Annotated in this window: 15 protein-coding genes; 12 read left to right on the top strand and 3 right to left on the bottom strand. The window is 70.4% G+C overall.

The window, feature by feature from the left end; all coding sequences use genetic code 11:
* Window positions 1–123: 123 nt before the first annotated feature.
* From M8542_RS11225 to M8542_RS11200, 6 genes are all read left to right on the top strand, one after another.
* Entirely contained in the window at window positions 124–714 is a 591-nt protein-coding gene (locus tag M8542_RS11225; protein WP_257920011.1) for a TetR/AcrR family transcriptional regulator, read from the top strand.
* Window positions 715–842: 128 nt separating this feature from the next.
* The gene (gene tig / locus M8542_RS11220) at window positions 843–2,234 is read left to right on the top strand and encodes a trigger factor (protein WP_257920010.1); all 1,392 of its coding nucleotides are present in this window, start codon (window positions 843–845) and stop codon (window positions 2,232–2,234) included.
* A gap of 200 nt (window positions 2,235–2,434) precedes the next feature.
* Complete coding sequence (locus tag M8542_RS11215; protein WP_257920009.1) at window positions 2,435–3,088, top strand: ATP-dependent Clp protease proteolytic subunit; 654 nt, start codon at window positions 2,435–2,437, stop codon at window positions 3,086–3,088.
* A gap of 230 nt (window positions 3,089–3,318) precedes the next feature.
* The gene (gene clpX, locus M8542_RS11210; protein ID WP_257920008.1) at window positions 3,319–4,614 is read left to right on the top strand and encodes an ATP-dependent Clp protease ATP-binding subunit ClpX; all 1,296 of its coding nucleotides are present in this window, start codon (window positions 3,319–3,321) and stop codon (window positions 4,612–4,614) included.
* A 49-nt stretch (window positions 4,615–4,663) separates the two neighbouring features.
* A complete protein-coding gene (locus M8542_RS11205; RefSeq protein WP_257920007.1) occupies window positions 4,664–5,077 on the top strand; it encodes a hypothetical protein in 414 nt (137 codons plus the stop codon).
* 53 nt (window positions 5,078–5,130) lie between these two features.
* Entirely contained in the window at window positions 5,131–6,048 is a 918-nt protein-coding gene (locus M8542_RS11200) for an anti-sigma factor RsbA family regulatory protein (RefSeq protein ID WP_257920006.1), read from the top strand.
* Between the two features lie 103 nt (window positions 6,049–6,151).
* Here the strand turns inward: M8542_RS11200 and M8542_RS11195 are convergent, their stop codons facing one another.
* Together M8542_RS11195 and M8542_RS11190 are read right to left on the bottom strand one after the other, a co-directional pair.
* Window positions 6,152–7,138, bottom strand: coding sequence for an alpha/beta hydrolase (locus tag M8542_RS11195; RefSeq protein WP_372508516.1), 987 nt, complete (start codon window positions 7,136–7,138; stop codon window positions 6,152–6,154).
* Window positions 7,139–7,216: 78 nt separating this feature from the next.
* A complete protein-coding gene (locus M8542_RS11190) occupies window positions 7,217–7,924 on the bottom strand; it encodes a TetR/AcrR family transcriptional regulator (RefSeq protein ID WP_257920005.1) in 708 nt (235 codons plus the stop codon).
* Between the two features lie 72 nt (window positions 7,925–7,996).
* Here M8542_RS11190 and M8542_RS11185 point away from each other — a divergent pair, with 72 nt between their 5' ends.
* On the top strand, window positions 7,997–9,436 hold the full coding sequence (locus M8542_RS11185) for a carotenoid oxygenase family protein (protein ID WP_257920004.1): 1,440 nt from the start codon (window positions 7,997–7,999) through the stop codon (window positions 9,434–9,436).
* On the opposite strand, the gene fdhD is transcribed toward M8542_RS11185, so the two are convergent.
* Window positions 9,433–10,257, bottom strand: a complete 825-nt coding sequence (gene fdhD / locus M8542_RS11180) for a formate dehydrogenase accessory sulfurtransferase FdhD (protein ID WP_257920003.1) — start codon at window positions 10,255–10,257, stop codon at window positions 9,433–9,435. The genes M8542_RS11185 and fdhD overlap by 4 nt on opposite strands.
* A gap of 104 nt (window positions 10,258–10,361) precedes the next feature.
* Between fdhD and M8542_RS11175 the strand changes: the two genes are divergently transcribed.
* The 5 genes from M8542_RS11175 (at window position 10,362) to M8542_RS11155 (ending at window position 15,154) form a co-directional block, all read left to right on the top strand.
* Complete coding sequence (locus tag M8542_RS11175; protein ID WP_257920002.1) at window positions 10,362–11,717, top strand: L-lactate MFS transporter; 1,356 nt, start codon at window positions 10,362–10,364, stop codon at window positions 11,715–11,717.
* Complete coding sequence (locus M8542_RS11170; RefSeq protein WP_257920001.1) at window positions 11,717–11,845, top strand: MFS transporter small subunit; 129 nt, start codon at window positions 11,717–11,719, stop codon at window positions 11,843–11,845. The genes M8542_RS11175 and M8542_RS11170 overlap by 1 nt, the downstream gene beginning before the upstream one ends.
* 219 nt (window positions 11,846–12,064) lie before the next feature.
* Window positions 12,065–12,814 (top strand): SDR family NAD(P)-dependent oxidoreductase, encoded by a 750-nt coding sequence (locus tag M8542_RS11165; protein WP_257920000.1) that lies wholly within the window; start codon window positions 12,065–12,067, stop codon window positions 12,812–12,814.
* Window positions 12,815–12,862: 48 nt separating this feature from the next.
* On the top strand, window positions 12,863–14,293 hold the full coding sequence (locus M8542_RS11160) for an LCP family protein (RefSeq protein ID WP_257919999.1): 1,431 nt from the start codon (window positions 12,863–12,865) through the stop codon (window positions 14,291–14,293).
* A gap of 246 nt (window positions 14,294–14,539) precedes the next feature.
* Window positions 14,540–15,154, top strand: coding sequence for a hypothetical protein (locus tag M8542_RS11155; RefSeq protein WP_257919998.1), 615 nt, complete (start codon window positions 14,540–14,542; stop codon window positions 15,152–15,154).
* Window positions 15,155–15,606 lie beyond the last annotated feature (452 nt).

Below are 15,606 nucleotides of genomic sequence, written 5' to 3'. Positions count from 1 at the left end.
GTCGAGAAGCTGCTGGCCAGGCGGGAGTCACCGTAGACAACTCATCGGCGGTTGTAAACGTTACGGCAGGCTCCGAAAAAAGGTGTCGGCCAGCGGAACAGAACCGGCGGGTAAGCTCGCCGTGTGAAGGCGGTCACCCACCCGGCGCCGGCGCGGACCCGGGAGAAGCTGCTGGCCGCGGCGGCCGAGGTCATCCGCACGGACGGCTGGGCCGCGGTGACCATGGGCAAGCTCGCCGCGCAGGTCGGGGTGAGCAGGCAGACCGTCTACAACGAACTGGGCTCCAAGGCCGAGCTCGCCAAGGCGCTGATGCTCTGCGAGACCGACCGGTTCGTGGCCCGGGTGAGCGCCGACGTCGCCGCGCACCCGGCCCGGCCGGTCGACGGCGTCACCGAGGCGTTCCGCCACACGCTCGAAGCCGCGCGCGGCAACCCGCTGCTGGAGATCGCGCTCGGCGGCGCCCAGGGCGGCCGCGACGACTTCCTCCCGCTGCTCACCTCCCAGCCCGAAGCGGTCCTCGGCCGGGCGGTGGACGCGGTCGCGGCGGTGTTCGCGCGTGCCTACCCGGAGGTCCCGCTGGCCGCGTCGGAGTGGGCGGTGGCGGTCGAGGCGTGGATGCGGCTGCTGCTGTCGCACCTGGTGCAGCCGAGCGGCTCGGCCGAGCACGCGAGCGGTCAGATGCGCTGGGTGATCGGCCGCATGCTCGGCCGGTGACGCCGCAGGTGGCCCCCGGCCCGGTGGCGCGGGCCACTGGCCTAGACTCGGATGTCCCGGTCCGCAGGTGGCCGGGGCCATTTCCGCAGGATTGTCCAACACAATCGTTACCGCTCGAGGAGAAGACCTTGAAGAGCACCGTCGAGCAGCTCAGCCCGACGCGAGTCAAGATCAATGTCGAGGTGCCGTTCGACGAGCTCAAGCCGAACTTCGACCGCGCCTACCGCAAGATCGCCCAGCAGGTGCGCATCCCGGGCTTCCGGCCCGGCAAGGCGCCCGCTCGCGTCCTGGAAAGCCGGATCGGGCGAGGCCCGGTGCTCGACGAGGTCGTCAACGAGGCCATCCCGGCCAAGTACATCGAGGCCGTTCGCGAGAACGAGGTCCGCACGCTCGGCAACCCCGAGTTCGACGTGACCAAGCTCGAAGACCGCGACGTCCTGGAGTTCACCGCCGAGGTCGACGTCCGCCCGGAGATCGAGCTGCCCGAGCTGGACGGCTTCACGGTCACCGTCGACGACGTCGAGCTGACCGACGCCGAGGTCGACGAGCAGCTCGACGAGCTGCGCGCCCGCTTCGGCACGCTCACCGGCGTCGAGCGCCCGGCCGAGACCGGCGACTTCGTTTCCATCGACCTGGCCGCGACCGTCGACGGCGAGGCCGTCGAGGAGGCCGCCACCAGCGGGCTGTCCTACGAGATCGGCTCCGGCCAGCTCGTCGACGGCATCGACGAGGCCATCGTCGGCGCGAACGCCGGCGAGACGAAGACGTTCACCACCCAGCTCGTCGCCGGCGACCACGCCGGCAAGGACGCCGAGGTGACCGTGACCGTCCAGTCGGTCAAGCAGCGCGAGCTGCCCGAGGCCGACGACGAGTTCGCCCAGATGGCCAGCGAGTTCGACACGATCGACGAGCTGAAGGGCGACCTCCGCGAGCGCCTCGGCCGCGTCAAGAAGATGCAGCAGGGCGTCCAGGCCCGTGACAAGGTGCTCGACGAGCTCCTGGAGCGCACCGAGGTGCCGATCCCGGAGAAGGTCCTCGAAGGCGAGATCGAGAACCGCAAGCACGACGCGATCCACCCGTTCGACCACGACGAGGCCCAGTTCGCGCAGGCCCTCGAGGCCGAAGGCCGCACGCTCGAGGAGTTCGACGCCGAGACGCGCACCGAGTCGGAGAAGGCCGTCCGCACGCAGCTGCTGCTGGACACCATCGCCGACAAGGAAGAGGTCTCGGTCAACGACGGCGAGCTCACCGAGCGGATCATCTACCAGGCCCAGCGCTTCGGCATCAGCCCGGACGAGTACGTCCAGCGCGCCCAGCAGTCGGGTCAGCTGACCGCGATCTACGCCGACGTCCGCCGCGGCAAGGCGCTCGCCTCGGTGGTCCGCAAGGCCACCGTGACCGACGGCTCGGGTGCCGAGGTCGACCTCACGGAGCTGTTCGGCTCGGACGAGCCGGCCGCCGACGAGGCAGGCCAGGAGACGCAGGTCACCGACGAAACGGCCAAGACTCCGGCGGAGTGAAGCTGTGAGCGAACTTGGGCGGTGTCAGGCATTCTGCACCGCCCAAGTTCGTTAGGGTCGGATACAAGATCTCAAAGCATCTGAACGACAGCGGCGGCCGCCGGCACCGGGTCGCCGCCGGCGAAAAGGCAGGCAGACGTGACGCAGCACACGCCCGAGCAGGGGCCCCCGCTGAGTCAGAGCCACCAAGGAGACTTTCGATGAGCAACTTCAGGCTCCCGGGTGAGTTCCGGGCCCCGAGCATCCCCCAGTCGCGGTACATCCTGCCGTCGTACGTCGAGCGCACCAGCTACGGCGTCAAGGAGTCGAACCCGTACAACAAGCTGTACGAGGAGCGGATCATCTTCCTCGGCGTGCAGGTGGACGACGCGTCGGCCAACGACGTGATGGCCCAGATGCTGCACCTCGAACACGAGGACCCGGACCGCGACATCACGATCTACATCAACTCGCCGGGTGGCTCGTTCACCTCGCTGATGGCGATCTACGACACCGCGCAGTACATCCGGCCCGACATCCAGACGGTCTGCCTCGGCCAGGCCGCCTCGGCCGCCGCGGTGCTGCTCGCCGCCGGCAACCCGGGCAAGCGCTTCGCGCTGCCGAACGCGCGCGTGCTGATCCACCAGCCGGCCACCGAGGGCACGTACGGCCAGGTGTCCGACCTGGAGATCCAGGCGAACGAGATCCAGCGGATGCGGCGCCAGATGGAGGTCATCCTGGCGAAGCACACGAACAAGGACCCGGACGAGGTCCGCGCCGACATCGAGCGCGACAAGATCCTCACGGCCGAGGACGCCAAGGCGTACGGCATCATCGACGAGGTGCTGCCGTACCGGAAGGCGTCGGCGCTGTAGATCCGCCAGGCCGGTGTGTGTCGAGAAGACGACATACACCGGCAACCTGGTTTAGGGTCGTCCTCTGACGTGCTCCGGCCACCCGTGGGTGTTCCCGCTCACGGCGTCGGACGGGTACCGTCAGTGGCAATGCGTGAGGCCCCCGCTCGCGACACGGGTGATCGGGGGCCGCACCGTCGCAACACAGTCAGGCGCGGAAACCCGCGCCGGAGGGGACGAGGTCACAGGCCATGGCACGGATCGGTGACGGCGGAGACCTGCTGAAGTGTTCTTTCTGCGGGAAGAGCCAGAAGCAGGTGAAGAAGCTCATTGCCGGCCCCGGGGTCTACATCTGCGATGAGTGCATCGACCTCTGCAATGAGATCATCGAGGAGGAGCTGGCCGAGGCCGGCGACGTGAAGCTCGACGAGCTGCCCAAGCCCGCCGACATCCACGAGTTCCTCGAGCAGTACATCATCGGTCAGGAAGACGCCAAGCGGACCCTCGCGGTAGCGGTCTACAACCACTACAAGCGGATCCAGGCGGACGACAAGGCCGGGCCGAAGGACTCCAAGGAGGAGTCGGTCGAGCTCGCCAAGTCGAACATCCTGATGCTCGGTCCCACCGGGTGCGGCAAGACCTACCTCGCGCAGACCCTGGCCAAGCTGCTGAACGTGCCGTTCGCCATCGCGGACGCCACGGCGCTGACCGAAGCCGGGTACGTCGGCGAGGACGTCGAGAACATCCTGCTCAAGCTCATCCAGGCGGCGGACTACGACGTCAAGCGGGCCGAGACCGGGATCATCTACATCGACGAAGTCGACAAGATCGCCCGGAAGAGCGAAAACCCGTCGATCACCCGCGACGTGTCCGGTGAGGGCGTCCAGCAGGCGCTGCTGAAGATCCTCGAGGGCACCACCGCCTCGGTGCCGCCGCAGGGCGGCCGCAAGCACCCGCACCAGGAGTTCATCCAGATCGACACGACGAACGTGCTGTTCATCGTGGCCGGCGCGTTCGCCGGGCTGGAGAAGATCATCAACGAGCGGGTCGGCAAGCGTGGCCTCGGCTTCGGCGCGGAGATCCGCACCAAGACCGAGATCGAGGAGAGCGACGTCTTCTCCGACACCATGCCCGAGGACCTGATCAAGTTCGGGCTGATCCCGGAGTTCATCGGCCGCCTCCCGGTCGTGGCGACGGTGAACCACCTGGACAAGGACTCGCTGGTCAACATCCTCACCCAGCCGCGCAACGCCCTGGTGAAGCAGTACAAGAAGCTCTTCGAGATGGACAACGTCGAGCTCGAGTTCACCAAGACCGCGCTCGAGGCCATCGCGGACCAGGCGGTCCTGCGGGGCACCGGCGCCCGCGGCCTGCGTGCGATCATGGAAGAAGTGCTCCAGCCGGTGATGTACGACATCCCGAGCCGCGACGACGTGGCGAAGGTCGTGATCACCGAGCAGACCGTCCGGGAGAACGTGAACCCGACGATCGTCGCCCGGCAGCCGACGCGACGCGCGCGCAGCGAGCGCGGCGAGAAGTCGGCCTGACGCGGACGTCTCCGGGCCACCCGGCCCGGAGACCCGACAGGAAAGCTGAATGACTGCTGACTCTATCCCGGGTTCCGGGGGCGACGCCCCCGCCGGCGGCGTGCAAGCGCCGCCGGCCCCGGTGCCCGACCCGGCCGTCCCGGTGCTCGTCGGGCCGGTCCTCGGGTTCCGGGAGCTGAGCGAGCGCGTGATCGCGTCCGTTTTCGACTCCTACCCGTGGCTCAACCGGGTGCTGATGGGCGTGCTCGCGGTGTGCACCGGCACGTGCGTGGTGGCCGTCGTGGCCCGGCTGTCGCCGTTGCCGTTGATCCCCGTGCCGTTGTTCCTCGTGGGCGGGTACGGGCTGTGGCAGGCGCGCGGGGTGACCGACCGGCGTCAGCTGTTCAACTGGGTGCTGCTGTTCGCCCTCGCGACGATGGTCGGCTTCTGGCTGATCTCGGTCGTCGGCCGCTGGGTGGAGTGAAGTCCGGCCCTTCGGCCCGTTTGAGGTCGCGCGCCGTGGGGTAGGAACCTGCTGTGGTGGATGCCCTCAGACCGTTCCGGCATCCGGCGTTGTTCTACCGTGGTGACGCTGAGTATCTCCACGGCGTCGTTCCGTTCCTGCTCGAAGGCCTGGACCGGGGTGAGCCGGTGGCCGTCGCGGTGCCCGGGCGGAACCTCCTGCTCGTCGAGAAGGCCCTGGACGACCGGGCCGGCGCGGTCCGGCTGATCGACATGTGCCGGGCCGGCCGCAACCCCGGGGCGATCCTGCCGTCGGTGCTGGCCTTCGCGGCGGAGCACCCGGGCCCGGTCCGGATCGTGGGGGAGCCGGTCTGGGCCGGGCGCAGCGCCGCCGAGTACCCGGCGTGCGTGCTGCACGAAGCGCTCGTCAACCAGGCTTTCGCGGACCTGGACGTGGCTGTCCTGTGTCCCTACGACGCCGCCGAGCTGCCGCCGGACAAGCTGGCCGACGCCGAGCGCACCCACACCGAGGTCTGGGGCCCGTTCGGGCCGTTCGTCAGCCCCCGCTTCGACCCGGACCGCGCCCGCGCGGACTTCACGCGGCCGCTGGTGCCGCCGCCCGCCGCGGTCGAGCGCGGGTTCGACCTGGCGCAGCTGGCGTCGTTGCGCGGCTTCGCGGAGATCTGGGCGGCCCGCCACGGCCTGCGCCGCCCCCGCCGCGACGACTTCGCGCTGGCGATCGCCGAGCTGACGACGAACAGCGTCCTCTACGGCGGCGGCGCGGGAGTGCTGCGGCTGTGGGCGGAGGAGCGCCTGGTGGTCGCGGAGGTGACGGACGCGGGCACGATCACCGAACCCCTGGCCGGCCGCGTCCCACCTCCGGCGGCGACGCTGGGCGGGCGCGGGTTGCTGCTGGTGAACCGGGTGGCGGACCTGGTCCGCACGTACTGGGTCCCGGGCCGCACGACCACCCGGGTCCACTTCCACTGCTGAGGCGTACCAGGACGGTCGGCTCGCGTTCCCGGGGAGTCGGCTCGCGTACCTGGACGGTCGGCTCGCGAGCCGACCCGTGGGGTACGCGAGCCGACCCTCCGGGTCAGTCCTTGCGGGGGACGTGCTTGCCGAGGAAGCTGACCAAGCTCGGCACCACCGTCCGGTTGAACGGGTCGCCGTGCTTGCCGTGGGCCGTGTGGGCCACGGCCGGGTGAGCCGCGTCGATGTAGCGGCGGACGCCCGTGATGAACGAGTCCTCCGTGCCGCACCAGATGGCGTTCGGGACGCTCTTCGTCTCGTCGATGTGCCGCAGCGGGTCGAGGGCCGTCCAGTCGTTCAGACCCGTGAAGATGTGCCGCTTGGCCATCTCCTGCCACGACAGGATCAGCGCCGGGGCCAGCGTCGCGACCGCGGACGGCGGCTGGCGCCGCTCGACGCGGCGGCGCGTGTACACCAGCGCGCCGAAGCCGCCCATCGACACGCCCGTGCACGCGAACGGCTGGCCCGTGTCGCCGGCGAAGCCGCGGGCCTTCAGCCACTGCGGAACCTCTTCCAGCAGCATCGCCATCGGGTCGTCGCCCGGGTGGACCTGGTGCCAGTAGTTGTCGCCGCCGTCGACGGCCACGAAACCGAACGCCGGGACCGCCTTGCGGGCGACGTCGCTGGAGAGCTGCTTGAGCGTGCCGGTCGGGGCCGCGCTGCGGGCGTTGCCGTGCAGGCCGTGCAGCATCAGCGACATCGGCAGCCCCTTCGGCGGGGTCTTCGACGGCAGCAGGAACACCAAGTCGACCATCCGGCCGCGGGCCTGTGAGTAGACGCGCTCGACGCGCGTGCTGCCCAGCTGCGTCGTCGGGTTCGACGACGTCACGCCCAGCGTCCGCTGCAGGGCCTGGCTGAAGGGCAGCTTGCCGGTCGCGGTGCCGACCGCCAGGCCGGTCACCGCCAGCCCGGACGCGCCCGCGATCAGCACGGACCGGCGGCCGATCCACCGCCGCGCGTCCCGGACCGCCGCTTCCACGGCCGCCTGCCCCCCGGCCGTGGCCTGGGGCTCGCCGCCGGAAGGGGCGGCCTCCCCGTTTTCCTCGTTCACCTGTCTCCGTCCCCGCCTGCCCACTACTGGGACGCCGCGCACCCGCTCCGCGTTCCCCTCACGTCCCGCTTCGCCCGGTTAGTCGTTCTCACCCTGCCCGGCGTTTCGGGTTTTCGCCCGCCAAGCCGCCTTCGCGGCCTCGGTCGAGCGTTCCGCCCTGTCCACAGTGTCCCCGAGACCGACCGCGAGGGTGATGCCGAGGGGTATCAAAATGTGCTCGATCCCCTGCTCGCCGGGCCCGAAGTGACCCGACGCCTCCAGCGTGACGAAGCCGTGCAGCGCACTCCACAGCTGCGCGGCCGCCTGGTACTTGTCCGCCGGCCGGAACCGGCCCGCCTCGATGGCCCGCTCGGCCGCGCGCACGATGTGCTCGAAGGCCTCCAGTCCCTCCTGGGCGGCCTCGCGGCCTTCCTCGGTGGTCAGGTCCGACAGCGTCGCGCGCTTGCCGCCGGGCGCGGACTGGCCGAACGTCACCGCGTAGAGGTTCGGCTGCTCGGCGACGGTCTGCCGGTAGGTCCGGGCCAGGCTGAAGATGTCGGCCACCGGATCGGCGCTCTCGCCGACGCCGGCCAGCGCCGCCGACAGGCGCAGGAACCCCGCACGCGCCACCTCGTCGACGACCGCGGCCATGCCCCCGAAGTGCGTGTACACCGCCATCGTCGAGACGCCGACCTCCGCCGCCAGCTTCCGGGCCTGCAGGGTCTCCGGGCCGCCGTCGTCGAGCAGCCGGATGGCGGCTTCGACGAGCCGCTCCTTGACGTCGTTCGCGCGCGGTTTCGGGCTCATGCTTGCCAGTATCTCATAACCCTGTTATAAATGGATCTATAACCGAGTTATAGCGGCTTCGGAAGGGTAGTCATGGGCAACAAGTTCCTCGAGGGCAACTTCGCCCCGGTGAGCCGTGAGCACACCGTCACGGAGCTCTCGGTCACCGGCCGGATCCCGGACTTCCTCGACGGCCGCTACCTGCGCAACGGCCCCAACCCGCTGTCCGAGGTCGACCCGGCCGCCTACCACTGGTTCATGGGTGACGGCATGGTCCACGGCGTGCGCCTGCGCGACGGCAAGGCCGAGTGGTACCGCAACCGCTGGGTCCGCAACCCCGCCGTCGCCGCGACCCTGGCCGGTCAGGACCCGAGCCGGTTCTGCGGGATGGAAACCCTCGGCGCCAACACGAACGTGATCGGCCACGCCGGCAAGACCATCGCGCTCGTCGAAGCCGGCGCCCCGATCTACGAGCTCACCGACGAGCTCGACACCGTCGGCCGCTGCGACTTCGACGGCACCCTCCCCGGCGGGTACACCGCGCACCCGAAGCGCGACCCGCGCACCGGCGAGCTGCACGCCGTGTCCTACTTCTTCGGCATGGGCAACAAGGTCCAGTACTCGGTGATCGACGCCGAGGGCCGCGTCCGGCGCACGGTCGACGTCGAGGTCGCCGGTTCGCCGATGATGCACGACTTCTCGCTGACGGAGAAGCACGTCGTGTTCTACGACCTGCCGGTCACGTTCAACGCCGGGATGGCGGTCGCCACCGGCGTGCCGAGCGCGCTGCGGACGCCGGCGAAGCTGGTGGTCTCGGCGATGGTCGGCAAGGTGCGCGTGCCCGACCCGGTCACCGCGATGATGGCCCGCAAGTTCGGCCCGAACAGCGGCCTGCCCTACCGCTGGGACCCGAAGTACCCGGCCCGCGTCGGCGTGATGCCGCGCGAAGGCGGCAACGGCGACGTCCGCTGGTTCGACGTCGAACCCTGCTACGTCTTCCACCCGCTCAACGCCTACGACGACGGCGACAGCATCGTCCTGGAGGTCGTGCGCCACCCGAAGATGTTCGACCGCGAGCTGCACGGCCCGGACGAGGGCAGCCCGACCCTGGACCGCTGGACCGTGGATCTGCCGGCGGGCAAGGTCGTGGAGGAGCGGCTCGACGACCGCGGTCAGGAGTTCCCGCGCGTCGACGAGCGGCTCGTCGGCCGGCGACACCGCTACGGCTACGCGGTGGCGGTCGACGGCGGCGCGGGCCCCGGCGGCGCGCTGCTCAAGCACGACTTCCACACGGGGTCGAGCGAGGAGCGCGCGTTCGGCGCGGGCCGCCAGCCCGGCGAGTTCGTGTTCGTCCCGTGCCACGAGGACGCGGCGGAGGACGACGGTGTCCTGATGGGCTTCGTCCACGACCCGGCGACGCAGCGCAGCGAACTCACCCTGCTGGACGCGGGCACGCTGGAGACCGTGGCCGCGATCCACCTGCCGGACCGCGTGCCCAACGGCTTCCACGGCAACTGGGTCGAGTCCGCCTAGACGAGCACGCGGTGGTCGCCGGTGTAGAGGTTCATCGACTCGCCGCGCAGGAAGCCGACCAGCGTCATGCCGTTCTCCTCCGCCAGCTCGACCGCCAGCGAGGACGGCGCCGACACCGCCGCGAGCAGCCCGATGCCGGCCATCGCCGCCTTCTGGACCAGCTCGAACGACGCCCGGCCGGACACCAGCAGGCCGTAGCCGGGCGCGGGCACCCGGTCTTCGAGCACCGCCCAGCCCAGCACCTTGTCGACCGCGTTGTGCCGCCCGACGTCTTCGCGGACGACCGCGAGCTCGCCGTCCGGGGTGAACAGCCCGGCCGCGTGGAGGCCGCCGGTGCTGGCGAACACCTTCTGGCGGGTGCGCAGGGTGTCGGGCAGGCCGGCCAGGGTCTCGCTCTTCACCGCGAACTCCGCCGTGGCGGGGGAGAACCGGGTCTTGAGCTTGACCGCGTCGAGCGCGGCCTTGCCGCAGACACCACACGAGGAGGTGGTGTAGAAGTTCCGCTCGACTCCGGTGTCCGGTGGCGGCACGCCCGGCGCCAGCGCGACGTCGAGCACGTTGTAGGTGTTGCGGCCCTGGTCGTCGACGCCGTCGCAGTAGCGGGCGACGGCCACGTCTTCGCGGCCGCCGATCACGCCCTCCGACAACAGGAAGCCGTGGGCCAGCTCGACGTCGTGGCCCGGCGTGCGCATCGTGACCGCCAGCGCCTTCCCGCCGACCCGCAGCTCCAAGGGCTCTTCGGCGGCGAGCGCGTCGGGACGCCGCCGGTCGCCGGTCGCGGAGATCCGCCGCACCGGCCTGCGCACGGTCACCTTGCCCATCGGTCCACGTCCTCCTCCACCGGAAAGTTTGACACTCGCATAGTGCAACACCGGGTATTTAGTAATACATTCCCTCCATCATCCCCACTCTACGGAGGGATCCGATGGCTCTCGGCTTCCTGGACCGTTCCCGGATCGTGGCACCCCCAGGCTGGACACGCTGGCTGGTGCCGCCGGCGGCCCTGTCGGTACACCTGTCGATCGGGCAGGCCTACGCGTGGAGCGTCTTCAAGACCCCGCTCGAGAAGACGATGGACCTGAACGGCACGGAAAGCTCGCTGCCGTTCCAGCTGGGCATCGTCATGCTCGGCCTGTCCGCCGCCTTCGGCGGCACGCTCGTCGAGAAGAACGGCCCGCGCTGGGCGATGTTCGTGTCGATGTGCTGCTTCGCCAGCGGGTTCCTCATCTCCGCCCTCGGCGTCGCGACCGGCCAGTTCTGGCTGGTGGTGCTCGGCTACGGCGGGATCGGCGGCATCGGGCTCGGCATCGGCTACATCTCGCCGGTGTCCACGCTGATCAAGTGGTTCCCGGACCGGCCGGGCATGGCCACCGGCATCGCGATCATGGGCTTCGGCGGCGGCGCGCTGATCGCCTCGCCGTGGTCGTCCTCGATGCTCGGCACCGCGCCGACCGCCGGCACCATCGCGACGGCGTTCCTCGTCCACGGCGTGGTCTACGCGGCGTTCATGTCGATGGGCTGGCTGCTCGTGCGGGTCCCGGCCGACGACTGGAAGCCCGCCGGCTGGGAGCCGAAGACCGACCACGGCGCGGCGATGATCACGACGGCGAACGTCTCGGCGGCCAACGCCATCAAGACACCGCAGTTCTGGCTGCTGTGGGTCGTGCTGTGCTTCAACGTCACCGCGGGCATCGGGATCCTGGAGAAGGCCTCCCCGATGATCGTGGACTTCTTCAAGAACACCTCGACGCCGGTCGGCACGGCCGCGGCGGCCGGGTTCGTGGCGCTGCTGTCGCTGTGCAACATGCTCGGCCGGTTCGTCTGGTCGTCCACTTCGGACCTGGTCGGCCGCAAGAACATCTACCGCACCTACCTCGGCGTCGGCGCGGTGCTGTACCTGGTGATCGCGCTGACGGACAACTCGTCGAAGGTCGTGTTCATCCTGTGCGCCATGGTGATCCTGTCCTTCTACGGCGGCGGGTTCGCGACCGTCCCGGCGTACCTGAAGGACCTCTTCGGCACCTACCAGGTCGGCGCGATCCACGGCCGGCTGCTCACCGCGTGGTCGGTGGCCGGCGTGCTCGGCCCGCTGATCGTCAACCGGATCGCCGACAGCGAGAAGGCGGCGGGCAAGTCCGGGCCGGCGCTCTACGAGCTGTCCTTCTACATCATGATCGGCCTGCTCGTGGTCGGCTTCGTGGCCAACGAACTGGTCCGGCCGGTCAAGGAGAAGTTCCACGAGCCCGTCGCTTCGGGCACGGCCGCGAGGAGTGAGGCGTGATGACCGAGCAGCCCGCGACGAAGCCCAACCGGGTGCCGCTGATCGTGCTGGCCTGGGCGTGGGTCGTGCTGCCCTTCGCCTACGGCGTGTACCAGCTGTTCCTGAAGCTGGTGCAGCTCTTCGGCTGAGGTGAGTGGGGCGCGCCGCCTCGGTCCTGGCGAACCGAGCCATGAGAAATCCCCAGTGTGGTAACGGAATCCGGTCGCGGCGAGCCTGGGGACGCCCGCGCCGGGGCGGGGAGCGGGCGAAGATCGAGTTCGCCCTGCTGTGGTGGATGCTGCTCCGCTCCGGCCAGTGGGCTGCGCCGTCCGTGCGATCATGACCGGACGTCGAGGGAAAGGATCACCGTGAGCGGAGTTCTCGTCACCGGCGCCTCCCGTGGGATCGGCCGGGCGGTCGCGCTAGCCTTCGCGGCAGGCGGGCACCGGGTGGCCGTCCACTACGGACACCGCGCCGCCGACGCCGAGGAGACGCTCGCCGCGTTGCCCGGCGAAGGCCACCTGCTGGTCGGTGGTGATCTCGCCGACCCGGAGGAGGCACGCCGGATCGCCGAGGAGGCCGAAGCCGGGCTGGCCGGTGTCGGCGTGCTCGTCAACAACGCCGCCGTCGCGACCTCGCCCGAGACCGCGCACCCGGTCGCCTCGGTGTCCTATGCGGACTGGCAGCGGATCTGGCGGCGCACCCTCGACGTCAACCTCGTCGGCGCGGCGAACCTCAGCTACTGCGTGGCGCGGCACCTGATCGAGCGGGGCGCGCCGGGCCGGATCGTCAACATCGGCTCGCGCGGCGCGTTCCGCGGCGAGCCCGACCACCCGGCCTACGGCGCGAGCAAAGCCGCGTTGCACGCGTTCGGGCAGTCGCTGGCGGTTTCGCTGGCGCCGCACGGGATCGCGGTGACGTCCGTCGCGCCCGGGTTCACCGCCACCGAGCGCGTCGCCGACCGGATCGACGACGCCCTGCTGGCGCAGAGCCCGTTCGGGCGGGTCGGCACGCCCGAGGAGGTCGCCGCGGCCGTGGTGTACCTGGCTTCGGCGGAGGCGACCTGGGCGTCCGGCGCGATCCTCGACCTCAACGGCGCCTCGCACCTGCGGATGTGACCTGCCTCACCCGTGCAGCGGGCGCGGGCCCGAAGGCGTCGGTAGGGCGTGCACGCACTGGGGAAGATCATCATCGCCGGGCTGGCTCTGGTCGTCTTCGGCGGCACGGCGTACGGCTACGCGAACCTTCGCGCGCTCGACGACGTGACGCGCGACAGCGTGATCGACGGCGAGGACGACGCGCAGCCGGGGGAGCAGCCGGCCGACGGCTCACTCGACATCCTGCTGGTCGGGCGGGACGCGCGCACCGACCCGCAGGGCCGGCCGCTCTCCCCGGACCTGCTGCGGGAGCTGCGCGTCGGGCCCAACGGCGACGACCTCACCGACACCCTGATCGTCCTGCGCATCCCGAACGGGACGAAAGCGGTGAAAGCGTTCTCCGTCCCGCGTGACAGCTACGTCTCGATGCCCGGCGGGAAGGGCAAGATCAACGCCGCGTTCGGGCGCGGGAAGGCCGGCGAGGCGAAGCGGCTGCGCGACGCCGGGGAGACCGACAAGGCGAAGATCGACCAGGGCGCGCTCACCGCGGCGCGCCGCGCGACGCGGCAGGCGGTCGAGGACCTCACCGGGGTCAAGATCGACCACTACGCCGAGGTCAACCTGCTCAGCTTCTCCGAGATCAGCAAGGCGATCGGCGGCGTCGACGTCTGCCTCAACGAGGCCACCAAAGACCGCAACTCGGGGGCGGACTTCCCGGCCGGGCCGCAGAAGATCCAGGGCGCCGACGCGCTGGCCTTCGTCCGCCAGCGCGACAACCTCCGGGGCGGCGACTTCGACCGCGTCCGGCGGCAGCAGGTGTTCCTCGCCGGGCTGGCGCGGCAGGTGATGTCGGCCGGCACGATCGCCGACCCGGGCAAGCTGTCGGACCTGATCGACGCCGTCAAGCGGTCGGTGGTGCTCGACTCGTCGTGGAACCTCCTCGACTTCGTCGCGCAGATGCGCGGGGTCAGCGGCGGCGGGATCCAGTTCGAGACGATTCCGGTCGTCAACCGCGACTACCGGTACGACCCGGCCAACCCGCGGGCCACGGCGGTGCAGGTCGACCCGGCCGCGGTGAAGGCGTTCGCCGCGAGCCTCATCGGGCCGGCGGCGGCCCCGTCCGCGCCCGCGTCCGCCCCCGCGTCTTCGCCCGCGGCGGCGGTCACCGTCGACGTCGCCAACGCGGGCCCGAAGACCGGGCTCGCCGGCCGGGTGGCCGGGGTGCTGGGGGAGCACGGGTTCGCCAAGGTGACGACCGGGAACACCGGCTCGCGCCGCACGTCCCTCGTCCGCTTCGGTCCCGACCTCGCGCGGCAGGGCGGGGAAGTCGCGAAGCTGCTGGGCGGGTTGACGACCCAGGAGTCGTCGTCGGTGCCGGCGGGGCACATCGAGGTGGTGCTCGGAACGGTGTACTCCGGTCCTGGCGCGGCGGGCGGCGGCGGCGCCCCGGCCGCCGGCGACGAGCCGATCACCTCCGGCGGGGTCGTCTGCGTGAACTGAGCGTCTCCGGACTTTCCGCCGGATTCCGGAAATTGTGCGAAGAATTTCCGCAACGCGTCGCAAAAGTGTTTTCCGCCGACCGGACCACGGCGGACCACGCGGGTGACTGGTCTTGACGCTGCCGCCCTGGTGGGGCAGTGTGCGAGAACTGTCGTCGGCAGGACCGCGCGACGGACCGGAAAAGGATCACCGGACCGGTGACGACCCGGAAAAGCAATTTCCAGAAATACGGAAAGTCCGGACCACATGCGTTTCAGCCTCACCCGCGGCCGGCGGGTTCTGTGGGTGCTCGCTCCCGCCGTTCTGGTGGCGGCCTGCCAGTCGGGGCCGGGTGTGGTGAACTACCCCGAAGCCATCGACGCCTGCAAGCTGCCCGGGCCGAACACCCTCGCCCAGCTCGCCCCCGGGACCGTCGAAGTCCCGGCCGGTTCGGTGAAGACCGCCGCGGCCAAGGTCGTGCCCGAAGACCGCTCCAGCGACGACAACGACGTCACCGACTGCAAGCGCGTCTTCGCCCGCGACCTCGGCGGCGGCAAGCCGAACCTGCAGGACTACCGGCTCGTCACGATCGCCGTCGTGCGGTACACCGACTCCGACACCGGCAACGCGGCCGCGAAGGCGACCCAGCTGATGACCGACGCGCTCGGCGACCACTCTGGCGTCCGCCTCGCCACCGGCGTCGGCGACGAGTCGGGGTTCTCCGAGCAGTGGGCGGCGGTCCGCACGGGCAACGTGGTGCTGGGCTTGTCGATCGCGGACGGCGGCACCGAAGCGGCCCTGATCCAGCCGGCGACCCTCGACAACGTCCAGGCCATGGTCACCGACATGACGAACACCCTGCAGCGCGACTTCCAAGGCTGAGGGAAACGGCCGTGCTTTTCGGTCCGTGACGGAGAATGACCGCTTTTCGGCCGGTTGACTCGTTCGGCCCAACGGCGGCGATCATTCCGCAGGCGGGGGCACACTGCCGGGTCGATCGTACTGGGCGAATCGGGCGACTTGGCGATCGTCGCGGTTGCAGGATCGTGATCATCGTGGCTAAGCTCGATCTTGTTCGAGCTGATCACGGCGTCAGACGGGGAGGGCCCTGTCGCCGGACGGCGATGGAGTGCTGCCGGGTGCGGCCTCTTTTCCGCTGGCCACTGGGGTGGGCTGAATCGGTGCGGGAACACGCACTCCTCAGCCCGAGGATCCACCGAGATCTCCTGTCCCGCGTCCTGCCGCCGCGCGCAGAAATCGTTTGCTGGAGGGGGAGCGCAAAGTGGAGGGGCGAGAGCCTGATCGTCGCGGGCCGGCCGCTGCCGGCGAGCACC

The sequence above is a fragment of the Amycolatopsis iheyensis genome (assembly GCF_024703995.1).
In the GTDB taxonomy this organism is placed as follows: domain Bacteria; phylum Actinomycetota; class Actinomycetes; order Mycobacteriales; family Pseudonocardiaceae; genus Amycolatopsis; species Amycolatopsis iheyensis.
The sequence above is the reverse complement of the archived record's forward strand: the minus strand, read 5'-3'. Positions and strand labels throughout refer to the sequence as shown.